Annotated in this window: 25 protein-coding genes; 10 read left to right on the top strand and 15 right to left on the bottom strand. The window is 65.1% G+C overall.

Annotated elements, in window-relative coordinates; genetic code table 11:
• Nucleotides 1–252: 252 nt before the first annotated feature.
• The gene (locus H7R73_RS15515; protein WP_010674183.1) at nucleotides 253–441 is read left to right on the top strand and encodes a hypothetical protein; all 189 of its coding nucleotides are present in this window, start codon (nucleotides 253–255) and stop codon (nucleotides 439–441) included.
• Between the two features lie 45 nt (nucleotides 442–486).
• Here H7R73_RS15515 and H7R73_RS15510 read toward each other — a convergent pair whose 3' ends face one another.
• Both H7R73_RS15510 and H7R73_RS15505 read right to left on the bottom strand, forming a co-directional pair.
• The gene (locus H7R73_RS15510) at nucleotides 487–774 is read right to left on the bottom strand and encodes a hypothetical protein (protein ID WP_041212754.1); all 288 of its coding nucleotides are present in this window, start codon (nucleotides 772–774) and stop codon (nucleotides 487–489) included.
• Between the two features lie 163 nt (nucleotides 775–937).
• Nucleotides 938–3,046, bottom strand: a complete 2,109-nt coding sequence (locus H7R73_RS15505) for a putative bifunctional diguanylate cyclase/phosphodiesterase (RefSeq protein WP_223302532.1) — start codon at nucleotides 3,044–3,046, stop codon at nucleotides 938–940.
• Nucleotides 3,047–3,496: 450 nt separating this feature from the next.
• Between H7R73_RS15505 and H7R73_RS15500 the strand changes: the two genes are divergently transcribed.
• Nucleotides 3,497–4,084, top strand: coding sequence for a histidine phosphatase family protein (locus H7R73_RS15500; protein ID WP_103259843.1), 588 nt, complete (start codon nucleotides 3,497–3,499; stop codon nucleotides 4,082–4,084).
• A 48-nt stretch (nucleotides 4,085–4,132) separates the two neighbouring features.
• Here the strand turns inward: H7R73_RS15500 and H7R73_RS15495 are convergent, their stop codons facing one another.
• Nucleotides 4,133–4,837: an HNH endonuclease gene (locus H7R73_RS15495; protein WP_042017441.1), complete on the bottom strand. Its 705-nt coding sequence runs from the start codon at nucleotides 4,835–4,837 to the stop codon at nucleotides 4,133–4,135.
• Nucleotides 4,838–5,050: 213 nt separating this feature from the next.
• Between H7R73_RS15495 and H7R73_RS15490 the strand changes: the two genes are divergently transcribed.
• Nucleotides 5,051–5,419 (top strand): VOC family protein, encoded by a 369-nt coding sequence (locus H7R73_RS15490; protein ID WP_045525366.1) that lies wholly within the window; start codon nucleotides 5,051–5,053, stop codon nucleotides 5,417–5,419.
• A gap of 24 nt (nucleotides 5,420–5,443) precedes the next feature.
• On the opposite strand, the gene H7R73_RS15485 is transcribed toward H7R73_RS15490, so the two are convergent.
• Both H7R73_RS15485 and gdhA read right to left on the bottom strand, forming a co-directional pair.
• On the bottom strand, nucleotides 5,444–5,647 hold the full coding sequence (locus H7R73_RS15485) for a DUF3955 domain-containing protein (protein ID WP_048207348.1): 204 nt from the start codon (nucleotides 5,645–5,647) through the stop codon (nucleotides 5,444–5,446).
• Between the two features lie 143 nt (nucleotides 5,648–5,790).
• On the bottom strand, nucleotides 5,791–7,134 hold the full coding sequence (gene gdhA / locus H7R73_RS15480; protein ID WP_103259844.1) for an NADP-specific glutamate dehydrogenase: 1,344 nt from the start codon (nucleotides 7,132–7,134) through the stop codon (nucleotides 5,791–5,793).
• Between the two features lie 571 nt (nucleotides 7,135–7,705).
• Here gdhA and rluF point away from each other — a divergent pair.
• Entirely contained in the window at nucleotides 7,706–8,719 is a 1,014-nt protein-coding gene (rluF, locus tag H7R73_RS15475) for a 23S rRNA pseudouridine(2604) synthase RluF (protein ID WP_102948228.1), read from the top strand.
• Nucleotides 8,720–8,805: 86 nt separating this feature from the next.
• Here rluF and H7R73_RS15470 read toward each other — a convergent pair whose 3' ends face one another.
• Together H7R73_RS15470 and H7R73_RS15465 are read right to left on the bottom strand one after the other, a co-directional pair.
• Nucleotides 8,806–10,038, bottom strand: a complete 1,233-nt coding sequence (locus H7R73_RS15470) for an MFS transporter (protein WP_049636792.1) — start codon at nucleotides 10,036–10,038, stop codon at nucleotides 8,806–8,808.
• The gene (locus H7R73_RS15465) at nucleotides 10,031–10,540 is read right to left on the bottom strand and encodes a nucleoside deaminase (protein WP_103259845.1); all 510 of its coding nucleotides are present in this window, start codon (nucleotides 10,538–10,540) and stop codon (nucleotides 10,031–10,033) included. Before H7R73_RS15465 ends, H7R73_RS15470 begins: the two co-directional genes overlap by 8 nt.
• 116 nt (nucleotides 10,541–10,656) lie before the next feature.
• Between H7R73_RS15465 and H7R73_RS15460 the strand changes: the two genes are divergently transcribed.
• The gene (locus H7R73_RS15460) at nucleotides 10,657–11,499 is read left to right on the top strand and encodes a LysR family transcriptional regulator (protein ID WP_103261106.1); all 843 of its coding nucleotides are present in this window, start codon (nucleotides 10,657–10,659) and stop codon (nucleotides 11,497–11,499) included.
• Between the two features lie 16 nt (nucleotides 11,500–11,515).
• Here the strand turns inward: H7R73_RS15460 and H7R73_RS15455 are convergent, their stop codons facing one another.
• The 3 genes from H7R73_RS15455 to H7R73_RS15445 all read right to left on the bottom strand — a co-directional run bounded on the left by H7R73_RS15455 (nucleotide 11,516) and on the right by H7R73_RS15445 (nucleotide 12,711).
• A complete protein-coding gene (locus tag H7R73_RS15455) occupies nucleotides 11,516–11,983 on the bottom strand; it encodes a GyrI-like domain-containing protein (RefSeq protein ID WP_103259846.1) in 468 nt (155 codons plus the stop codon).
• Between the two features lie 20 nt (nucleotides 11,984–12,003).
• Entirely contained in the window at nucleotides 12,004–12,159 is a 156-nt protein-coding gene (rsmS, locus tag H7R73_RS15450) for a pleiotropic regulatory protein RsmS (protein WP_103259847.1), read from the bottom strand.
• Nucleotides 12,160–12,243: 84 nt separating this feature from the next.
• A complete protein-coding gene (locus tag H7R73_RS15445; protein WP_010674201.1) occupies nucleotides 12,244–12,711 on the bottom strand; it encodes an acyl-CoA thioesterase in 468 nt (155 codons plus the stop codon).
• A gap of 174 nt (nucleotides 12,712–12,885) precedes the next feature.
• On the opposite strand from H7R73_RS15445, the gene H7R73_RS15440 reads away from it, so the two are divergent.
• A complete protein-coding gene (locus tag H7R73_RS15440; protein ID WP_042015902.1) occupies nucleotides 12,886–13,536 on the top strand; it encodes a tellurite resistance TerB family protein in 651 nt (216 codons plus the stop codon).
• 154 nt (nucleotides 13,537–13,690) lie between these two features.
• On the top strand, nucleotides 13,691–14,149 hold the full coding sequence (locus H7R73_RS15435) for a GNAT family N-acetyltransferase (protein ID WP_010674203.1): 459 nt from the start codon (nucleotides 13,691–13,693) through the stop codon (nucleotides 14,147–14,149).
• 26 nt (nucleotides 14,150–14,175) lie between these two features.
• Here the strand turns inward: H7R73_RS15435 and H7R73_RS15430 are convergent, their stop codons facing one another.
• Nucleotides 14,176–15,624, bottom strand: a complete 1,449-nt coding sequence (locus H7R73_RS15430; protein WP_010674204.1) for an aminotransferase-like domain-containing protein — start codon at nucleotides 15,622–15,624, stop codon at nucleotides 14,176–14,178.
• Nucleotides 15,625–15,744: 120 nt separating this feature from the next.
• Between H7R73_RS15430 and H7R73_RS15425 the strand changes: the two genes are divergently transcribed.
• Genes H7R73_RS15425 through H7R73_RS15415 form a run of 3 tightly spaced genes read left to right on the top strand, consistent with a single transcriptional unit; the run spans nucleotide 15,745 to nucleotide 18,585 of the window.
• Nucleotides 15,745–17,316, top strand: coding sequence for a cytochrome ubiquinol oxidase subunit I (locus H7R73_RS15425; protein ID WP_103259848.1), 1,572 nt, complete (start codon nucleotides 15,745–15,747; stop codon nucleotides 17,314–17,316).
• Complete coding sequence (gene cydB / locus H7R73_RS15420) at nucleotides 17,316–18,443, top strand: cytochrome d ubiquinol oxidase subunit II (protein ID WP_103259849.1); 1,128 nt, start codon at nucleotides 17,316–17,318, stop codon at nucleotides 18,441–18,443. The genes H7R73_RS15425 and cydB overlap by 1 nt, the downstream gene beginning before the upstream one ends.
• Nucleotides 18,444–18,471: 28 nt before the next feature.
• Complete coding sequence (locus H7R73_RS15415) at nucleotides 18,472–18,585, top strand: CydX/CbdX family cytochrome bd oxidase small subunit (RefSeq protein WP_010674207.1); 114 nt, start codon at nucleotides 18,472–18,474, stop codon at nucleotides 18,583–18,585.
• A 62-nt stretch (nucleotides 18,586–18,647) separates the two neighbouring features.
• Here the strand turns inward: H7R73_RS15415 and H7R73_RS15410 are convergent, their stop codons facing one another.
• The 4 genes from H7R73_RS15410 to H7R73_RS15395 all read right to left on the bottom strand — a co-directional run bounded on the left by H7R73_RS15410 (nucleotide 18,648) and on the right by H7R73_RS15395 (nucleotide 22,082).
• Nucleotides 18,648–19,817, bottom strand: a complete 1,170-nt coding sequence (locus tag H7R73_RS15410) for an MFS transporter (RefSeq protein WP_103259850.1) — start codon at nucleotides 19,815–19,817, stop codon at nucleotides 18,648–18,650.
• Between the two features lie 583 nt (nucleotides 19,818–20,400).
• Nucleotides 20,401–21,204 (bottom strand): 2,5-didehydrogluconate reductase DkgB, encoded by an 804-nt coding sequence (gene dkgB / locus H7R73_RS15405; protein WP_103259851.1) that lies wholly within the window; start codon nucleotides 21,202–21,204, stop codon nucleotides 20,401–20,403.
• Nucleotides 21,205–21,271: 67 nt separating this feature from the next.
• Nucleotides 21,272–21,562 carry a putative quinol monooxygenase gene (locus H7R73_RS15400; RefSeq protein WP_041212774.1) on the bottom strand — a complete coding sequence of 97 codons (291 nt, stop codon included), beginning with the start codon at nucleotides 21,560–21,562 and terminating at the stop codon, nucleotides 21,272–21,274.
• Between the two features lie 151 nt (nucleotides 21,563–21,713).
• A complete protein-coding gene (locus H7R73_RS15395) occupies nucleotides 21,714–22,082 on the bottom strand; it encodes a VOC family protein (RefSeq protein ID WP_103259852.1) in 369 nt (122 codons plus the stop codon).
• Between the last annotated feature and the right edge of the window lie 5 nt (nucleotides 22,083–22,087).

Genomic DNA, 22,087 nt, shown 5'->3' with positions numbered 1-22,087 from the left:
GCGGCTTGTTCCCCGTCGGTCAAATGACGGACATGAAAAACGGCGCCTTCGGGCGCCGTTTTTGTTGTGCTGTTGCCTGGCTGGGGCCGGTTGGTGGGCTCGGTCACCCTGGCTGGGGGCATCCGGCCCCGGCCAGATCCGGCCACTGCCCGCTTCTGCCCGCCACCACCCTTGATCCAGGTCAAGGGGGACTCGGGCCGCTTATTTTACGGTCAAGGGTGAGGTTGGTGAATGACACATAAGGATGTGCGTATGGAACTCAAGAGGGACCCGAGATGCTATACCGACGTCTGTATCGACGGTAAGTGGTATCACTACGATCACTGCAGCACTCACGTTTATATGCTGATGGGGGGCGCCGCCCCCAGCCTGCAGCTTGCCCATGAACCCGGCAGCGAAGAGGAGCTGGTGGAGATGCTCCGTCAGCACCCTCAACGCTGACTGCCTGCGGGCCATCGGGGGTATCGTCCCGGCGGCCCGCCTTGCTCAGCCCGCCTTGCGGCCCAGGATCTTCTTGCCCATCTCCAGCAAGGCCGTTGCCGCCGCATAGGCCTCGTCTGACTTGCCTATCTCGTCCGCCACGTAGAGAAAACCGGATCTGTACTTCTCCACCGCCTCGCGGGGAGTGGCCGCGTCGATGAAATCCTCTTCCACCTCGAACCCTTGCGTCAGCAGCGCTTCCTTCTCCGTGAGGAAAGTGGGGGAGGCCATGTCGACATAGGTATATTGCTGACGGCGGGAGGCGGGGACGCTGAAGAACTGGTATCTGGCCATGGATGTGGCTCCTTTGAATAGGTGATCTGCCATGGGGGCGCTCGATGCGCCCGGCAAGATAAAGGAGCATTCGAGTCTTGCAGCAGACTACCTTGAGTCGTGAAGGGACGCAATCGGGCTGGTGATGACCCTGGCGACACGGGCGCAGCGCCCCACCTTCTTGTCAGGCAAGCACACCTTCCAGCACCCGTTGGGGAGTCTCGGGAGCGCAGTGGACAAGCAGTTGCTCCCCGGTCATGGGGCGTCCGAGCAGGTAGCCCTGCAAGGTGTCGCAGCCCAGCTCGGTCAGCAGGTCGCGCTGCTCCGGGGTTTCCACCCCCTCTGCCACGATGCGCATCTCCAGGGCCTGACCCAGGGCGATGATGGCGGCGATGATGGTGGCATCGTCGCCCCCCCGCTCCAGGGTAGTGACAAAGCCCCGGTCAATCTTGAGCTCGTTGGCGGGGAAGCGCTTGAGGTAGAGCAGGCTGGAGTAGCCGGTGCCGAAGTCGTCGATGGAGATGCCAAGGCCTAGCTCGGCCAGACGGTTGAGGATGGCGAGGCTCTCCTCGGCCTTCTGCATGGCGGTGGATTCGGTGATCTCCAGGGTCAGGTGACGGGCCTCGAGCCGATGGCGGGCGAGGGCGCCCTGCACCTCCTCCAGCAACCCGGGGCTGGCGAGCTGGATGGTGGAGAGATTGACCGCCACGCTCCAGTCGTGATGACCCGCCGCCCGCCAGGCGCTCATCTGGCGGCACGCCTCGTCGATGACCCAGTTGCCGATGGGGATGATGAGCCTGCTCTTCTCCGCCAGCGGCAGGAAGCTGGCCGGCGAGACGGCACCATGCTCCGGGTGCTGCCAGCGCAGCAGGGCCTCGGCGCCGACCACCTGGCCGCTGCGGGCACAGTATTTGGGCTGGTAGTGCAGGGCCAGCTCCCCCCGCTCCAGGGCGTGTTGCAGCTCCTTGTGCAGCAGGAACTGCTGGTGGGCGTTGGCGTTCATGGCGCTGTCGAAGTAGTAGTAGTCGTTGCGCCCCTGCTCCTTGGCGTAATACATGGCGGCATCGGCGTTGAGGGTCAGCTCGTGCAGGCTGGTGCCATCCTGGGGATAGACGGCAATGCCGATGCTGGCGGTGATGTGCAGGCTGTGGTGCTCCCACTCATAGGGCTGGGCCAGGGTGGCCAGCAGCCGCTCGGCGAAGGCCGTGGTCTGGCTCACATCCCCCGGCGCCAGGGCCAGCACGAACTCGTCCCCGCCAAAGCGCGAGGCGGTGTCGCTGGCACCGAGCAGGCCGGTGATGCGCTGGGCCACCTCGGCCAGCAGCAGATCCCCGGTGTGGTGGCCGTGGGCATCGTTGATGATCTTGAAGCCGTCGAGATCGAGAAACAGCAGGGAGAAGCTGCGCTGGCTGTGCTGGCACTCCTGGATGCGCTGCTCCAGGCGGTCGGCAAACAGCAGCCGGTTCGGCAGCCGGGTCAGGCTGTCATGGAGCGCCAGCTTGAGCAGCTCGTCGTGGGCCTGATGCAGGGAGGTGGAGAGCCTGGCGGCGTGGGCATCCAGCATGGAGAGCACGAAGGCGATGGCGAACACCGCCAGGGTCACTATGATGACCACGGTTGCCAGCCACTGGGTATTGAGACCGGTGTAGAGGGCCCCGCACAGGCTCTCTGCGGGGAACTGGGCCGCCGCCATGCCGGTGTAGTGCATGCCGATGATGGCTGCCCCCATCACCAGGGAGGCGAAGGCCTTGCTGAAGAAGGCGCGGGGCGAGCTGTTGCGCAGGCGAAACGCTATCCAGAGTGCGGCACCCGAGGCGAATATCGCGATGAGGATGGAGAGGATGAAGAGCCCAGGGAGGTAGTGGATGCCGGGCTCTATTTTCATGGCCGCCATGCCGATGTAGTGCATGGTGGCGATGCCGGCCCCCATCAGCACGGCCCCGAACAGGATCTGGTGCCAGGGGAGCTGGGGACGACTCACCAGCCAGAGCGCAAAGGCCGAGGAGCCGATGGCCGCCACCAGGGAGAGACCGGTGAGGGTCAGATCGTATCCCAGCGCGATGGGCAGGTTGAAGGCGAGCATGCCGATAAAATGCATGGACCAGATGCCGAGCCCCATGGCGAAGGCTCCCCCCGCTAGCCAGAGCACGGCGGCCCGTCCCCGGCTCTGGCTCACCCGGCTGGTCATGGTCAGCGCCGTGTAGGAGGCGAGCACCGCCACCAGGATGGAGAAGAAGACCAGATCCTGGCTGTAATAACTGTCGAGCATGGGGTGGGTTGGGGTCACGTTCATTTACTCTGGGGTACATCATGGCCTGAGCCTGGGCCGGGTCAGGGGAAATCGGGTGGCAGATTGTACACCAGGCGTCCCTGTCGTGAGCCAGAGATACGTACCAAAATGGCCCCCGGATCAGAGCAAAAACTCTGTCTTTTCTGGCATTGGCCGCCATCCTGTGACCGATAAACCGGCACATCCCCATTTTATCCCGTCTGAACAACAAGATAGGGGAGCATGGGGCGCTTGCCACGGCGCTGGCGGGCCCGTGGCGAAGGCGTGTGGTATGCGCACAAGGCGCCTGTGCGATAAAGGCTCGCAGCCCCTGTCGTCCTTTCACGTATAGCCGCAGGCCATGCGCTCAAGGAGTCAGCACAAGTCTACATCCTCCGGGTCTTGGTTGACCCGGTACATCTGTTATCATCTTCCCCCTGTTTTTCTTATCTCGTTGACTCTGCTGGAGAAACCATGTCTCGAACCCTCTATTTGCTGCGCCACGGCCAGACCCGTTACAACGCCGAATTGCGGTTGCAGGGGCGATGCAACTCCGATCTGACCCCCAGGGGCGAAGCCCAGGCCCTCGCCATGGGGGCCCGCCTGGCTGACCTCCTGACCGAGCCCACCGACTGGACGATCTACGCCAGCCCCCTCGGCCGTGCACGGCAGACGGCGGAGCGAGTGTGTCAGCAGCTTGGCTTGGACCAGGAGCGCATCATCTGGGACGAGCGGCTGGTGGAGCTGGGCATGGGGGAGTGGGAGGGTCGCCGGGTGCCCGAGCTGCTGGCGGCCCACCCCGAGCTGGATCTGGAGGAGCCGGACTGGTATCTGCGGGCCCCCCATGGCGAGAGCTTTGAGAGCATTCAAGGCCGGGCCCGGCAATGGCTTGAGGACGAGCAGATTGCCGAGCAGGCCATCGTGGTTTCTCACGGTCTCTTTGGCGCCATGCTGCGCGGCGCCTATGTGGATCTTGACTACACCACCACCTGGCTGCAGGAGCTGCCGCAGGATGCCTTCTTCAAACTCAGTGGCGGCCGAATCGAGCGGATTGCCTGCTGACCACACGAAGGCGGCCCGCAATGGGGGGGGCGCTTTGAGGGCTGGGGATTATTCTCTCTTCAGCCTGGGTAGCTTTCGATAGAGTGCATCGCGTTTCTCTACCTGATTGGCGCCATAGTGAAGCTCGCGATGGCAGTTAGGGCAGAGCGCCACCGTATTGTTGATGGTATCCGAGCCTCCGTCAGCCAAGGTGCGCAGGTGATGCACCTCGAGAAAAGGTTCTCCGGTTGCCGTGGTAAAGGGGGCTTGTGCATCACAACCCTCACATTTCGCGGCTGCGGCCACCAGCACCCAGGCTTTGACCTGGGGATCCCTCACATAACTTGTTGTGGTCAGGTAGCGCAGGGATGGCTCTTCTATACCTGGGGGATGAGGAGAGATGGGTTTCTCCTTGTATTGGATGACCTGATGTTCGAATTCTGCTTGTCCGCTAAACGGTTGTCCGTCTAACTCACAGATCAGGCGTTCAATAATAGACGCATTCTGCGCCCCTACATTCTTGGCCGGTTTTAGCCCAGAGACCCAGGCTCTGCCCATCAAGACGCAGACGTAAGAGATATTTTGCATCCGATATTCAAACGACTTATCGGACCGTTGGAATCGAGCCGCTAACTCTGCGTAATAGTGCTTTTTGACAAAGGTAGTGCCTTCCAACTCCTTCTTGTACATCTCCAGATAGGCGGTCACCGTCGCCCTTAACTCTTCTTCTGTCCATGTGTTGCGCAAAGCCGACTCGTCCGAGTTGTATTTCATTGCGAGAATGTTAACTCAATCGAAGCCGCAATTCAGTAGGAAGGTTAATAAACCCTCATATTATCAATACATTGATGATGCCAAGCAGTAGTTGGGGCTTCATGGCCTCTTTCAGTTGGGCCATTAGGATAAAAGGCTTTGCGGGCCAAGGCACAGTCTCTGCCAAGGGAACTGGGTATGATGGTGCGGTAATCACCACCACAGGGAGAGACCATGATCAGCCATATCGACCATCTGGTATTGACGGTCAGCGACATTGAGCGGGCGGTGGCATTTTACAGCGGCGCCTTCAAGATGGAGCCCATCACCTTCGGGGCGGGGCGCCGGGCGCTGCGCTTTGGCAACCAGAAGATCAATTTGCAGTTGCTGGGGGAGGAGGTGCGCAACCGGGCGCAGGTGGGGTCGGGGGATCTCTGCCTCATCACCCGCTGGCCCCTGGATCAGGTGATGGCCCAACTGGCGAGCCAAGGAGTCGAGATAGTGGAGGGGCCTGTGATGAAAAGCGGTGCCTGTGGTCCCATCGAATCGGTCTATTGCCTGGACCCGGATCGGAACCTCATCGAGATCAGCCGCTATTGCTGAGCTCCTGGTACCTTGCGGTTTGTGTCACTGCGCCCTGGTGCGCCCCTTGCGCAGCAGAGGGATCAAGCTGAGAGCCATGCCGGTGAAGAGCAGCAGATAGCCCAAGGGAAGCAGGGCAAAGGGCTCGTGCAGGAAGCCCTGAGCATCGAGGGTGGAGCCCAGCAGGTTGAAGGCCACAAAGCAGCCGAGCCCGGCCAGGATCAGCAGGGCACCTATTTTCATCGTCATCTTGTCATCCTCGTCAGCGAGATGGAACGGATGGGAGACTTTCATGCCTGGGTGAAGCGAGTGTGAAGTCGCGCCAGGCACCAAACACAACGGCAGCCCGAGGGCTGCCGTTGTGTTGAGGGGGAAGCCCCGGGCCAAGGCGTTCAGCAGACCCCTTGCGCCAGCATGGCGTCGGCCACCTTGACGAAGCCGGCAATATTGGCGCCGCTTTCGTAGTTCACATGGTCATCATCCTGACCGTAACGGACACAGGTGGCGTGGATGCTGGTCATGATCCCCTTGAGGCGGGCGTCCACCTCCTCCCGGGTCCAGGAGAGGCGCTGGGCATTTTGGCTCATCTCGAGGCCCGAGGTGGCAACCCCGCCGGCGTTGGCCGCCTTGCCCGGGGCGAACAGCACCTTTGCTTCGTGGAAGAGACGGATGGCGGCGGCGCTGGAGGGCATGTTGGCCCCCTCGGCCACCAGCTGCACGCCGTTGGCAATAAGCTGCGCCGCATCTTCGGCATCCAGCTCGTTCTGGGTGGCGCAGGGGAGGGCGACGTCGGTCGCCAGGTGCCAGGGGGTGCGGCCGCTGAAGAACTCGAGCCCGAGCTCATGGGCGTAATCGGCGACCCGCTTGCGCTGCTCGTTTTTAAGCGCCATCAGGCGGGCCAGTTTCTCGGGGGTGAAGCCGTCCGGATCATAGACGGTGCCGCCGGAGTCGGAGGCGGTGATGACGCGGGCGCCGAGGGCCATCGCCTTCTCGATGGCGTACTGGGCCACGTTGCCCGAGCCCGACACCGAGACCCGCAGGCCATCGAGGGACTGGCCGCGATGGGCCAGCATGGCGTCGACAAAGTAGAGCAGGCCGTAGCCGGTGGCTTCCGGACGAATGAGGCTGCCTCCAAAGGAGAGCCCCTTGCCGGTGAAGACGCACTCGGCGCTGTTGGTGAGCTTCTTCATCATGCCCGCCATGTAGCTCACCTCGCGCCCGCCCACCCCGATGTCGCCCGCCGGCACGTCGGTGTTGGCCCCCAGGTGGCGATAGAGCTCCAGCATCAGGGCCTGGCAGAAGCGCATCACTTCTCCTTCGCTCTTGCCCTTGGGATCGAAATCGCTGCCCCCCTTGCCCCCGCCCATGGGCAGGGTGGTGAGGGCGTTCTTGAAGGTCTGCTCGAAGGCGAGGAATTTCAGCACCGAGAGATCCACCGAGGGGTGGAAGCGCATGCCGCCCTTGAAGGGGCCGATGGCGGAGCTGTGCTGCACCCGGTAGCCGCGGTTCACCTGCACCCGGCCCTGGTCATCCACCCAGCTCACCCGAAACTGCACCAGGCGCTCGGGCTCCACCAATCGCTCCAGCAGGCCGTGTTGCAGGTAGCGGGGGTGGCGCTCCACATAGGGCCAGATGGAGGCGATCACCTCGTTCACGGCCTGGATGAACTCGGGCTGGTGAGGGTTGCGGCTGGCGACCTGGGCCAGGAAGGCCTCCTGGGAGAGGGAATGACTCATCTTTAACTCCTGTCGTGAATGATGAAAGTGGCGTCCTGCCAGAGAGGGGATCATGCCCGTCCTCAGGGTTCGCGGGGCTCAAGGGGCCCGTTGTTGCGCCCCGATGGGGGTGTCATTTCCCGTCGTCGGCGGGTCAGAGCAGATAATTCGCGATGACCAAAATCTTTTTATGCATTTTTGCTGGATAAATATCAAGCGTTAGATCATCTGGCTATCTGCCAAAGGCCGCACCCTATCTTCGGCGGTGGGGGCCCGGCCCATGAAGTGAGCACCATGAAGTGAAAAGAGGCGGGGAGTGCGCGGTGCAGCCCAATCAGGGCCGCGGCGTCACCGCACGCTGGATAATGGGGGGCCTGCTGCTGCATCAGGGGCAGCACCCCCTGTGAGCCAGCAGCCAGGGTGCGACGGGGCCGGGCGCGGGCGCGTGCAATGTGCTACTGTAGCGGCGTTTTTTGCCGAACATGCAGGGCGCAGGCCCTTATTTCATGGAGTTGTATGCAGACGAACCCGACCACAGCGCGGCTGATCCAGCCTGCCATTCTCAAGGCCCATCCGACCCGGGAGGTGACCCATGCTGGCCGATGAATCCATGCGCCTGAACAAATACATCAGCGAGAGCGGCATCTGCTCCCGTCGTGAGGCCGATCGTTTCATCGAGCAGGGCAACGTCTTCATCAACGGCAAGCGGGCCGGGGTGGGGGATCAGGTGTTTGCCGGGGATCTGGTCAAGGTCAACGGCCAGGTGATCGAGCCGCGCGAAGCCGACAGCCTGGTCTTCATCGCCCTCAACAAGCCGGTGGGCATCGTCAGCACCACGGAGGCGGGGGAGAAGGACAACATCGTCGACTTCGTCAACCACAGTACCCGCATCTTCCCCATAGGGCGCCTCGACAAGGACTCCCAGGGTCTCATCTTCCTCACCAACCACGGGGATCTGGTGAACAAGATCCTGCGGGCGGGCAACGATCACGAGAAAGAGTACCTGGTGACCGTGGACAAGCCGGTGACCGACGAGTTCGTCCGGGGCATGGCGGCCGGGGTGCCCATCCTCGGCACCGTCACCAAGAAGTGCAAGGTGAAGCGAGAGGCGCCCTTCGTGTTTCGCATCACCCTGGTGCAGGGGCTGAACCGCCAGATCCGCCGCATGTGCGAGCACTTCGGCTTCGAGGTGACCAAGCTCGAGCGCATCCGCATCATGAACGTCAGCCTCAAGGGGCTGCCGGTGGGGGAGTGGCGCGATCTCACCGACGACGAGCTGATCGAGCTGTTCAAGCTGATTGAGGACTCCTCCTCCGAGGCCAAACCGGCCAAGGGGGCTCAGGTTGCCAAGCCCAAGGCGGCTGCGGCCGGCACCCCGGCCCAGGGCAAGAAGCCGCGGCGCAGCGACGATCACGAGATTGGCGGGCGGCCCAATGTGCCGGGCCCCGAGGCGTTCGAGAAGAAGAGCCCCGCAGGCAAGGGCGGGGCGGGCAAAGGGGCTGCCAGCAAAGGGGGGGCAGGTAAAAGCGCGCCCGGCAAGGGGGGCAAACCCGCCCCGGGCAAACCCCGGCCAGGGCAGGGCGGGCGCCAGAAGAAGGGGCGCTGAGCGCCAGGCCTTCCCGCACCCTGATGAACAACACCGGCCAAGGCCGGTGTTGTGCTTTCTGGCCCCCAAGGCCGGTGCTCGCCGGATCAGGCAGGCTTGTGGCCTGCCGTCTGCACAGCCATGGCCTGCTCCGGGGGCAGGCCCATGGCCCTTGGGTAGTGGCGCGGGTTGAGACGCACCACCAGCAGGCTCATCAGGACCAGGGCGCCGAGCTGCCACTGCCAGGCGGCGGCGAAGTCACCGCTTGCATGGTGCAGGCGGGCCGCCACCCAGGGGCCGGTAGCCGCCACCATGAAGCCAACCCCCTGCATCAGGGCGCAGAGGGCGCCCGCCCGGCGCGGGTCGGGCAGGTGATCCAGCGCAATCACCATGATGAGGGAGAAGCTCCCCCCAAGCCCGGCGCCGCACAGCAAACACCAGAGCAGGGGGGCTGTCTGGGGAGCGAGCCAGAGGCCGCCAAAGCCCGCCAGCTGCATGGCGATGGCCAGCGCCATCCAGGGGCGGCGGTCCAGCCGACCGGCTGCCAGCAGAGGCAGGCCAAGGCCGCTCGCGGTCTGGGCCAGGGCGAGCCAGGCCACCAGCTCGCCCCCTTGCTGGGCGCTCCAGCCCGCCGCCATGTAGGCCGGGGCCAGCCAGGCCACGACGATGCCGTAGCCGCTGTTGATGATGCCAAAGCAGGCGATGAGCAGCCAGGTGCGGGGCAGGGGGAGCAGCCGCTGCTCCCCGGTGGGGGCGGGCGTGCTGGCCGGGGCAGGCAGGGGCACCCGCCAGGCCAGCCAGCCGAGGGCCAGCAGCACCGGCAGGCCCCAGAGCGCCAGCGCCCGAGACCAGTCCAGATACTCGGCAAGGCGCGGGGTGAGCACGGCCCCGAGCGCCCCGCCCCCCATCATGCAGGCGGAGAAGATCCCCATCACCAGGGGCACCTTTTGGGCGAACCCCTCCTTGATGAGGCCGGGCAGCACCCCCTGCACCAGGGCCGAGCCCAGCCCGCACAGGGCGGCGCTGGCGATGAGCAGGGCGCCGCTCGCCAGATCGACGCGCAGGGCGCTGCCAAGGGCGAGCAGCAGCAGGGCCGTCCCGAGCAGGGGGCGCGGGCCTGTGCGACCCAGGAGCGCCGGGGTGAGCAGCACGCCGACCCCGATAAGCCAGAGGGGCAGCAGGGTGACCCAGGCCAGGGTATCCACCCCGAGGGCCAGCCTCGCGTCGATGCGAGGGGCCAGGGGGCCGATGGCGGTGAGGAAGGGGCGCAGGTTGAGGGCGATGAGGATCACCAGCACCAGCAAGGCGCCGCTGCCCGGGGGGAGGCGGCGCTTATGCATGGGGCAGGGGACCGTAGAGGGTTTCGGCCGCGATGGGGCTCGCCAGCTTGATGAGGGGCAGGGGCGGCGGACTCAGCGGCAGTCGCAGCGCGGCGTAGGCCGCGTGGCTGTCATAGCCGAAGGGGGCGGCATCGTCGTTGTCAAAGGCGTAGTAGACCGCCTGGATGCCGTTCATCACCAGGGCCGACAGGCACATGGGGCAGGGGTGCCCGCTGGCATAGACGATGGCCCCGGCCAGCGGCCCCTGGCGACTGCCTTCCCGCAGCGCTTCCAGCTCCGCGTGACGGGTGGGGTCCCCCGCCTCCAGCATGCGATTGACGGCGCTCGCCACCAGCCGGTTCTCCCTCACCAGCAGGGCGGCGAAGGGGCGCCCCCCTTGCTGGCGATGGGTCAGGGCCAGGTGCAGGGCCTGCTCCAGCCACTCCTGATGGCTGGGGGCCGAGGCGGCGGTGAGGGAGTTGAGGAGGCGGGCACCGGACTGGGAAGGGGGTGGCATGGTCATATCCTGGCAAAAAAGGGGGAGGACAGCAGCCTAGAGGGTCGCCGCATCATTTGGAAATTAAATGATAAAATGACTTCCAGTGGTTTTATAAATGGAGATTGCCCATGGAGCGCCCCCTGCTGGACCCCCAATTGCTGCAGAGCTTCGTCGCCATCGTCGAAACCGGCAGCTTTACCCGCGCCGCCGAGCGTATCCACCTCACCCAGTCCACCCTGAGCCAGCAGATGCGCCGCCTGGAGCAGCAGCTGGGTTGCACCCTGCTCGACCGATCCGGCCGCCAGGTGGTGACCACGGCCCAGGGGGAGACCCTGCTCGGGCTGGCGCGCCGCATCCTGGGGTTGCTGGTCCGGGCGGGGGAGCGGGTGAGCGAGGCGAGCCACCCCCTGCGCCTCGGGGTGCCGGAGGATTTTGCCGCGGGGGCCATGACCCCGGTGCTGGCCGCCTTCGCCCGCGCGCACCCGCAGGTGCGGCTGGAGGTGCAAAGCGATCTCAGCCATGCCCTGTGGCAGGCGTTCGAAGGGGGAGAGCTGGATCTGGCCCTCATCAAGCAGGGGCGCGGCCAGGGAGAGCCCATCGCCCGCTGGCGCGAGCCCCTGGCCTGGGTTGACAGCCAGGAGTGGCCCGCCGCCGGGCGCGACCCCCTGCCTCTGGTGGTGTTTCCAAGCGAGGGGCTCTACCGGCGCCAGATGACCGACGCCCTGGATGCCGAGGGGATTCCCTGGCGCATCGCCTACGTGAGCGGCAGTCTCGCCAGCCTGCAAGGGGCGGTGAGCGCGGGGATCGGGGTCAGCCTGCTGCCGGCGCGCCTGCTGCAACCGGATCAGGTGGTGCTGGCTCACTGGCCTGCGGTGCGCCCGGTGGAGCTGGCCCTGCACCAGGGGCCGGGCACGAGCGAACCCCTCGCCCGCCTGGGGGAGGCGCTGATCGCGCTCTGTGACGAGGTGATGGGGCCGAGGTAGCCCGGGCGGCCAGGGGTCAGGCCAGGGCCTGTTTTGGCACCACGGCGAGCCAGATTTCCACTTCGCCGCTGCCGGTGGCGGCGTCAAAGCGGGCGCCGTAGCGCTCGAAATTCGGCTGCTGGGCAGATTGATAGTCCGACTGCGCGAGCCACGCCAGGGCTTGGCGCCAGGTGTGCGGCAGGGTCGCGACATGCCCCTGATGCAAGAAGATGGCGTAGGTCTGGGGGGCGATGCGCATGCGGCCAAGCCCGGGAGGCAGCACCTCCAGGGCGGCGACCTCCACCCCGCAGAGGTATTCGCAGTGAGTGTCGGTGGCGGCGCAGATGACGCCATAGGCGTGCTCACCGAGTTGCCCCGGCAGGGGAAGCAGGGCGCTGAGGTCGCGCCACTGGCCGGCGAAGTCCCCCTGCTCGAAGGGGTGGTGACGGCGCAGCCCCCCGAGGAGCATGGCGCGGCCTTGTTCGATGCGAATGGGGGCTGACATGGTGCCTCCTGCGGGGGCGCTCAGGCCTCCCGACCTTCCTCGAGCTTGCGCTCATAATCCCGGCGAACGATGGCGAGTGCCGCCAGGGCCAGCGCGGGGGCGATGTGGTTGGTTTCCAGCAGTTCAATCAGATCCACCGCGAGCTGGACCTCGGGGGGGGCATTTTCCAGGTACATCTTGGGTTCTCAAGGGCAAGGGTGGTCGCCATTATAGCGCCCGGCGGCGCGAAGACACGCCCCGGCAGCCCGGGGCGGGACGGGTCACATGTGCTGGCGCATCTCCTTGTCCAGCTCCTCGCGCAGGGCCATCAGCTTTTTGGCGTACTGCTGCAACTGCAGATCGCTCTCGCTCACCGGCTGCCACTGGGGCACCGGAGTGGGTTTGCCATGCTCGTCCATGGCCACGAAGATGATGATGCAGTGGGTGGTCTTGCGCCGCTCCGGGTCGGTGGGGTGGCGGCTGTAGACATCCACCGCCAGGTGCATGCTGGTGGTGCCGGTGTGGATCACCTTGGCGTGTACCTCCACCAGTTGGCCTATCTGGATGGGACGCAAGAAGCGGATGCCCCCCACATAGACGGTGACGGCATAGCCGCCACACCAGCCGGCGGCGCAGGCGTAGCCGGCCTGGTCAATCCACTTCATTACCATGCCGCCATGGACTTTGCCGCCAAAGTTGACGTCGGCGGGTTCGGCGAGAAATTGCAGGGTCAGTTCACGGGCGCTCATGGTACTTCCTTATGTCGAGGCAAGGGGGGGACTCCTTGGCTGTCCCCCGGGGACAATAACAGTGGGCGGGGCCGACACTGATCCAACCAGCGCCTCCTCTTGCCTGCGCCGTCATTCACCTTGAGTTCAGCGCAGGCGGCCCAGCATGACTCATCACGCGAGGGAGGAGGCCCCATGAAACAGATGCTGGAGCAATTGATGGGAGCTGGCAAGGGCTGGCTCAACGACGGTGGTGACACGCGCAAGGCCCAGATGAAGGGCATGGCGCAGGGGGGATTGGCCGCCGGGGCTATGGCGCTGCTGCTTGGCAACAAGAAGATGCGCAAATATGGCACCAAGGTGGCGGCGGTGGGGGGCGCGGCGGCTCTCGGGGGGCTGGCCTACAAGCTCTATCAGGACTGGCAGACCCAGCAGTCCACCCCGGCCCAGCCGACCCAGCCCCTGGACACCCTGGAGGGCAAGGCCCTGGATGCCCGCGCCAATCTGCTGGTGCGCGCCATGGTGGCGGCGGCCCGGGCCGACGGCCACATCGATGCCGCCGAGCGCCAGAAGATCCAGGAGTACCTGACCGAACAGGGGGAGCGGGATGCGGCCCGCTGGATTGACGCCGAGCTCTCCCGCCCCCTCGACCCCCATGTCCTGGCGCGGGAAGTGACCGACATGGAGCTGGCGACCGAGGTCTACCTCGCCTCCCTGCTCACCATTGAGGTGGATCACTTCATGGAGCGCGGTTATCTGGACGAGCTGGCGCGCGCCTTGAAGCTGGATGACAACCTCAAGGGGAGCATAGAGCGCCAGGTGGCCCAGCTGGGGGCGCCGGGCTGAGCCCGGGAGTCTGCGGATGCACAAGGCCCCGTCATGGGGCCTTGTCGTTGCCGGGGGCTGTTGATTGCCGTGACGAGCCGATAAGATGCGGGTTCCAAAGGGTGACCGCCGAGCCTCTTTCCTCGCTGGCGACCCTCACTGCAAGGAGCATCAGGTGGACATTCGCAAGGCAACTGAACAGGATATCGACGCCATTCTGGCCCTGAACCGGCAGATAGGTCAGCTCCACTTCGAGCAGGTGCCCGAGGTGTTCTGCCCCCCGTCCCCGGAGGACAGGGCCTTCTTGCTCGGCGCCATAGCCGACGAGGCGCGTCTTTTCTGCGTGGCGGTGGTGGCGGGGGAGGTGGCGGGTTTTCTCACCGCCCGCATCGACCTCAACGAGAGCGTCCCCTTTCTCAGCAAGCTGCCCGTCTGCCGCATCACGACCGTGGTGGTGGATGAGGGGCTGCGCTCCCGGGGCATCGGCCGGGCGCTGATCGCCCACGGGGACCAGTGGGGCAAGGCACGGGGCGCAAGCCAGCTGCGCCTGGAGGTGATGGCTTTCAACGAGCGGGCCAGGGCCCTCTACGAGCGATTGGGCTTCAAGGCCCAGTCACAGACCATGGCCAGGTAAGGCGCACTCGCTTGCAAAAGGGCCCGTTACGGGCCCTTGTCGTGTGAGGCGTCAGGGGGGCTCTGCCAGGTTTCCCGTTGCCGGGCGATGAGGCTCGCAAGCCGGTTGAGCGCCGCGTCCAGTTGCGGGCTCCAGGGATGGGAGCTGTTGAGGCGCAGGCAGTGGTTGTGCTGGCCCTGGCTGGAGAAGAGGGCCCCGGGGGCGATGGAGACCCCCTGTTCGATGGCGCTGGCATAGAGCGCCCGGCCATCGAGGCGGGCGTCAAATTCGAGCCAGAGAAAGTAGCCTCCGTCCGGGGAGGAGATACGCGCCTCGGGGAAGAGGCGCATCAGGGCCGCCCGCATCTGCTGCTGGCGCTGGGCCAGGGTGTGGCGCAGGCGGCGAAAGTGGGCGTCCACCCCGCCCTGGCGCAGCATGTCGGCCAGCGCCAGCTGACTGGGCACATTGGTCGAGAGCGTCGACATCAGTTGCAGCCGCTGGATGCGCTCGGCGTGGCGCTTCGCCACCACCCAGCCGACCCGAAAGCCGGGCGCCAGACACTTGGTCCAGGAGCCGCACAGCAGGCTCTCTCCCCGCGCATCCCAATGGGTGATGGGCCTTGGCCGCTCGCGCCCGACATAGAGCTCCGCATAGACGTCATCCTCCACCAGGGGGACCTGATGGCGGTTGAGCAGCGCCATCAGCGCCTGCTTGTGCTCATCGGGCATGGTGTGGCCGAGGGGGTGCTGCACATTGCCCATCAGCCAGCACGCCTTGACGGGGCGCTGGGCGAGGGCCTCCTCCAGCAGGGCGAGATCGATCCCCACCCCGGGGATCACCGGGATCTCCACCACCTTGAGCTTGAGCCGCTCGATGGCCTGCAGGGCGCCGTAGAAGGTGGGGGACTCCACCACCACCCAGTCGCCGGGCTCGGTCAGCACCTGAAGACTGAGGGAGAGCGCCTCCATGGCCCCCGTGGTGATGATGATCTGCTGGGGATCCACCGCCATCCCCTCGCCGGCGTAGCGCCGGGCGATGGCGCGGCGCAGTGCCTCGTTGCCGGGGGGCAGATCTGCCACCGTGCTGAAGGGGTCGAGGCGGCGCATGCAACTGCCGAGGGCCCGACCGAGTTGGGGGTGAGGGAAGAGTGTCGGGTCCGCCACCGCCATGCCAAGGGGCACCAGCTCCCGTGACTTGCTCGCCTGCAGCACTTCGAACACCAGATCGTTGATGTCCACCGAGCCGCTGTAGCGGGCCTGCTGGGGCTGGCTCTCCCGCCGGGCCGTGCTCGCGGCCTTGACGTAGTAGCCGGACTGGGGCCGCGCCAGGATGAGGCCCCGGCTTTCGAGCAACTGATAGGCCTGGAGCACCGTCATGGGGCTGAGGCCGTGGGTCTTGCAGCTCTGGCGGATGGAGGGGATGCGCTCCCCCGGCTGCCAGAGGCCGCTCGTGATCTGCTGTTGCAGCTGGTCTGCCAACTGGCCGTAGCGGGACATGGTGGGCCCAAACTGTTATAGGTGTTTTTCACTATAACTGCATCTGTTATAGGTGTCATGGACCATGGTGTACTTGGCGGGCGAAAACCTGTCCGTTAAATGCAACATAGAGAGTCATGCATGATAAGCCTGGATGATGTGGTCAGCCTCTCCCGAATGCAGTTCGGGGCGACGGCGATGTTCCACTTTCTGTTTGTGCCCCTCACCCTGGGGCTGTCCTGGATCCTGGTGATCGCCGAGTCGGCCTACGTGATGACCGGCAAGGTGATCTACAAGGACATCACCCGCTTCTGGGGCAAGCTGTTTGGCATCAACTTCGTGATGGGGGTGACCACCGGGATCACCCTGGAGTTCCAGTTCGGGACCAACTGGGCCTATTACTCCCACTATGTCGGCGATATCTTCGGCACGCCGCTGGCGGTGGAGGGGCTGATGGCCTTCTTCCTCGAGTCCACATTGGTGGGCCTCTTCTTTTTCGGCTGGGACAAGCTCTCCCGCGGTCAGCACCTGCTGGTGACCATGCTGGTGGCGCTCGGCTCCAACCTCTCCGCCCTCTGGATCCTCATCGCCAACGGCTGGATGCAAAACCCGGTCGGCGCCGAGTTCAACCCCATGACCATGCGCATGGAGCTGGTGGATGTGGCCGCGGTCATCTTCAACCCGGTGGCCCAGGTCAAGTTCGTCCACACGGTGGCGGCGGGCTATGTGGCGGCCTCCCTGTTCGTGATGGGGGTGAGCAGCTGGTATCTGCTGCGCGGCATGGAGGTGCGCTTCGCCCTGCGATCCTTTGCCATCGCCTCGGGCTTTGGCCTCGCGGCCATCCTCTCGGTCATCGTGCTCGGGGACGAGTCGGGTTATCGCTCGGGGGAGGTGCAGAAGGTCAAGCTCGCCGCCATCGAGGCGGAGTGGGAGACGGAGCCCGCCCCGGCTTCTTTCACCCTGTTCGGCCTGCCGGATCAGCGTGCCGAGACCACCCACGCGGCCATCAAGATACCCTATCTGATGGGCATCATCGCCACCCGCTCCCTGGATGAGCAGGTGACGGGCCTCAAAGATCTGAAAGCGCAGCACGAGGCGCGCATTCGCAGCGGCATGCTGGCCCACGAGGCGCTCGAAGCGATGCGGGCAGATGGCAGCAACCAGGCGGCCCGCGCCACCTTCGAGCGCCACCGCGGCGATCTGGGCTACGGCCTCTTGCTCACCCCCTATGCCAAGGAGATTGGCAAGGCGGACGAGGCGGCCATCGCCAAGGCGGTGGAGGACTCCATCCCCCAGGTGGCGCCGCTGTTCTGGAGCTTTCGCCTGATGGTGGGCATCGGCGTGGCGCTGCTGGCGCTCTTTGCCGCCGCCTTCCTGCAGCTGTGCCGGGGCAGGCTGGTGCAATCCCCGCGGCTGCTCAGGGCCCTGCTCTGGTCTATTCCGCTGCCCTGGATTGCCATCGAGGCGGGCTGGTTCGTGGCGGAGTTCGGTCGCCAGCCCTGGACCATCAGCGACGTGCTGCCGGTGTCGGCCTCCGTCTCCCTGCTGCAACCGGGGCAGCTCTGGTTCAGCCTCATCGCCATCTTCCTCATCTACAGCAGCCTGCTGGTGGTGGAGTTGTTCTTGTTGCGTCATGTGATCCGCAAAGGGCCTGCCAGCCTGCAGACGGGTCGTTATCAAGGTGAAGTGTTGCAAAACGGGAGTCCTGCCTGATGGATTACGAAACCCTGAAAGTGATCTGGTGGGGGCTGGTGCTCTTCCTGCTGGTCGGCTTCGTGGTGATGGATGGCTTCGATCTCGGGGTCGGCATGCTGCTGCCCGTGGTCGGCAAGACGGATGACGAGCGGCGGGTGCTGCTCAACAGCGTGGGGCCGGTGTGGGAGGGCAACCAGGTGTGGCTCATCGCCGGTGCCGGCACCCTGTTTGCCGCCTGGCCCCTGGTCTATGCCGCCGCCTTCTCGGCGCTTTACGTGCCCTTCATGTTCCTGCTGTTCGGTCTCTTTTTGCGACCGGTGGGCTTTGACTATCGCAGCAAGCTGCCGGACCCGGTCTGGCGCCGCTGGTGGGACCGCGCCCTGGTGGTGGGCGGTCTGCTGCCGACCCTGGTGTTTGGTGCCACCCTTGGCCTGGTGCTGCAAGGGCTGCCGTTTCGCTTCGATGCGGCCCTTCGCATCCACTATGGCGCCTTTGCGTTCCACTGGCCGCTGCTGTTGACCGCCATGGGAACGGCGCTGGCGCTGCTCTTGCTGCACGGTGCCAGCTTCCTGCAGTGCAAGACCCAGGGGGCCATAGCGGCGCGCAGCGCCCGCCTCGCCCTCTGGCTCGGCCCCCTGGCGAGCGCCCTCTTTGCCCTTGGCGGCGTCTGGCTTGGAGAGATGGCGGGGTATCGCATCACGGCCATCGGCGATCTCAACGGCGCCCTCACACCGCTGATGAAAGAGGTGGTGGCGGTGCCGGCGGGCTGGCTTGGCAACTTTGTCGCCCATCCGGTGCTCTGGGCCGTGCCTGTGCTCGGGCTCCTGCTGCCCCTGGTGTGCGCGCTGGCAAGCCGCCTCGGCAAGTCCGGGCTGGCGCTCGTTGCCAGCGGCGGTGCCTGCGCCGCCATGATGCTGACCGTGGCCATCGCGCTCTTCCCCTTCGTGCTGCCCTCGTCCCTGGATCCGGCCAGCAGCCTGACCCTGTGGGACAGCACCTCCAGCGAGCACACCCTGCTTATCATGCTGGGGATCGTCGGGGTACTGATGCCGGTCAACATCGGCTACACCCTCTGGGTATACCGGGTGGTGCGCGGCAGGGTCAGCGCCGAGCAGGTGCGCCAGCACGGTCACAGCCTCTACTAATCCGCTTCAACACAAGGATCAACGCGATATGTGGTATTTCACCTGGTTGCTGGGGCTGGGGTTTGCCCTGCTCTGCGGGCTGGTCAATCTGCTCTGGCTGGAGGCGCGCTGGGCCGCCGATGAGGATCTCAAGGAGCCCTGAGCCTCGCATCTTGCCCATGAAAAAAGGCCGACACAGGATGTCGGCCTTTTGCTTGCCCGGGGTCAGGCAAGGGCGGCGCGGCGCTCGCCCGCTTCGCTGACATGGGTGAGGCCGTAGGCCAGCAGCACGATGAGGGCGCCAATCCAGGGGGTGTGCATCAGGCCGAGGTGCTCCACCACGAAACCGCCGACCACGGAGCCCAGCGCAATGCCGACGTTGAAGGCGGCGATGTTGAGGCCGGAGGCCACATCCACGGCATTGGGGGTGTAGCGCTCGGCCTGTTTCACCACCAGTACCTGCAGACCCGGCACGTTGCCAAAGGCGAAGGCACCCCACACCAGCACGGTCAGTACCGCCAGCACCGGGTGCGGCGCGGTGAAGGTGAGCACCAGCAGCACCACGGCGAGCCCGGCGAACAGCAGCTTGAGAGCGGGCAATGGGCCCATCCGGTCGGCGAGCTTGCCGCCCCAGATATTGCCGACGGCGACCGATACCCCGTACACCAGCAGAATGAGGCTCACCGCGCCGGCGCTAAAGCCGCTCACCTGTTGCAGGATGGGGGCGAGGAAGGTAAACGCCGTGAAGGCACCGCCGTAACCGAGCGCCGTCTTGGCGTAGACCAGCAGCAAGGGCTTCCTGGTGAGCACCGAGAGCTGCTCGCGAACGCTGGAGGCGGCCCCCTTCGGCAGGTTCCCCGGTACCAGCAGCAGGCTGCCCACCATGGCGACGAGGCCGAGCAGGCTCACCACCAGGAAGGTCTCGCGCCAGCCAAAGACCTGACCAATCCAGGTGCCAAGCGGGACGCCGGTCACCAGGGCGACCGTGAGGCCGCTGAACATGATGGCGATGGCGCTGGCCGCCTTCTCTTTGGCCACGAGACCCGTGGCGATGGTGCTGCCTACCAAGAAGAAGACCCCGTGGGCCAGCCCGGTGAGAATGCGGGCCACAATCAGGCTCTCGTACCCGGGGGCCTGCCAGGCCAGCAGGTTGCCGACGGTGAAGAGGGCCATCAGCCCCACCAGCAGCCACTTGCGCGGCAGCTTGCCGGTGAGCGCCGTGAGCACGGGGGCGCCGATGGCCACCCCAAGGGCATAGAGGCTGACCAGCAGGCCCGCCGAGGGGAGCGAGACATTGAGCTGCTCGGCGATGGTGGGGATGAGCCCCACGATCACGAATTCGGTGGTGCCTATGGCAAAGGCACTTAAGGTGAGGGCAAATAACGCCAGTGGCATAACAACTCCTTGGATTGGGACTCCCGACGGGAGAATGGCGCCAGTATGCCGAGGGTGTTTGTTGGTAAAAATGACGGCAACGTCAAATTACTTTTGCCAAATCAGCAGCAATGGGGCCGTGAAATGGGGTAGTGGGAGTGGTCGAGGCAACTGCGGCAAGAGCGGCTGTAGCGCGCGAGGTGGGTGCAGAGACAACGCGCACGGCGGCAACCCGTGCAGAGCGAGCCGGGACAGAGAGAAAAGAGGAAAGAGAAATGAGGTAAGAGGTAAAGGATTGAGGGAAGGTGTTGGAGGAGGACTCGGGCGGCGGTGACGCGCGGTATTGGGGACAAAAAAGCGGGAGGCACTGGGCCTCCCGCTGGTGTTCTCGTCGACGGTGTCGGGTTTTCTTTGCTCCCTTCTCCCCTTGCGGGAGAAGGGCTGGGGATGAGGGGGCTATCTGGTTTAAGGCCTGATGACCTGAATAGAAGAGCCTGCCCTCACCCTCTCCCTCTCCCTCTCCCATAGGGAGAGGGGATAGCCCGTGGTTGCAGTCTGTTCGTGAGGGTCGCCGCTATCCACCGCCGAATCGAGAGGCCATGGTTTAATCCCAATTCGGCGCAAAGTCCGGGTTGGCGCAGCGCTCGCCCCGATCCAGGGTGGCGATGGCGGCCATCTCGTCGCTGCTGAGCCGTACCTTCAGCGCGGCCAGGTTGGCGGCCAGATTCTCCCGTTTGGTAGAGCTCGGGATCACCGTCATGCCCTGGGCCAGCAGCCAGGCCAGCGACACCTGGGCCGCCGAGACGCCGTGGCGCTGGCCGATCTCCATCAGCAGCGGCTCGGCGAGCACCTTGCCATAGGCGAGCGGCATATAGGCGGTGATGGCGATGCCGTGGGCCTGGCAGAAATCGACCACCTTGCGGTTTTGCAGCAGGGGGTGGCTCTCCACCTGCTGGTGGGCGATGGCGCCCGGCCCCAAAATCTCGATGGCCTGTTTAAGCTGGGCCACGGTGAAGTTGGAAACCCCGATCTCCCGGGTCAGGCCCCGGGCTTTGGCCTCGGCGAGCTGCTCCAGATAGACCGCCATCGGCACCTCATCCTGGGGGGAGGGCCAGTGAATGAGCGCCAGATCCAGATAGTCGGTGCCGAGTTTTTCCAGGCTCACTTCCAGGCTCGGGATCACCTTGCCCGGACCGAACTCGCTGGTCCACACCTTGGTGGTCAGGTAGATATCCTGGCGGGGCACGCCACTCTCGCTCATCAATTGGCCGACGTCGGCCTCGTTGTCATAGATCTGGGCGGTATCGATATGGCGGTAGCCAAGTTCCAGCCCCTGGAGCAGGGAGTCGCGAAGGGGCTGATCTTTCAGGCGGAAGGTTCCAAGACCCAGATTGGGCATCTTCATCATCAAATTCCTCAGGTTAGTGTTTCTACGCTCAAATGATGGGCTTTGCCTGCGCCGAGGTCGGAGGCAGTCAGGCGCGCCGGTAGCGGCTCACGACCCGGTTGGCAAACCAGGGGGAGGCGAGGCTGGCAAAGGCGATGTAGTGGGGCTGCTGCTGGTGGGCGAGCAGGGCGGCTTCACTCTCCCACTCCTCGTACAGCATCCAGCTGTGGGGGCTCTCCAGGCTCTGGTGCAACTGGTAGCGAAGGCACCCCGGCTCTTGCAGGGTAGCGGCGATCAGCGGCTCGAGGGCAGCGCGAAACTGGGCGGCGAATTCGGGTTTGGCGTCAAGCTGGGCAATCACGATCAGGGGGGATGGCATCTGAACCTCCTCGTTAAGACGGGAGTCAGTATGCCCGCCCCAGACTGGGGGATACAGGGCAGCAGTCGCAAAACACTATTGAGGTGAGTGCAGCAATGTGGCCTCCCCATGGCTGGTCGTGGTGCAGGTGGGCCAGGGGGAGGGCGGAGTATTATCGGGCGCTGGCCGGTTCGGACCAGACCGCAAATTCATTGCCGCTGGGCTCGACAAAGTGAAAGCGGCGGCCACCGGGAAAATCGAACAGGGGGCGCACTATGGTGCCCCCTGCGCCGGCTACCTTGCTCTGGGTCGCCTCAATATCGGCGCTGTAGAACACCAGGAGCGCCCCGCCCTGAGCACTCTGGCTGCACAGTTCGGCGCGGTAGAAGCCGCCATCCAGCCCTTCCCCTTCGAAGGCGCAATAATCGGGGCCGTAGTCGGCAAACTGCCAGCCAAAGGCGGCGGTGAAGAAGGCCTTGGTGGCGGCAAGATCCCTGGCCGCAAATTCCACATAGTTCAGTTTTTCATGGGCCTTGGTCATGGGCT

Origin of the sequence: Aeromonas sp. WP2-W18-CRE-05 (assembly GCF_014168615.1) — a bacterium.
In the GTDB taxonomy this organism is placed as follows: Bacteria; Pseudomonadota; Gammaproteobacteria; order Enterobacterales; family Aeromonadaceae; genus Aeromonas; species Aeromonas caviae.
The sequence above is the reverse complement of the archived record's forward strand: the minus strand, read 5'-3'. Positions and strand labels throughout refer to the sequence as shown.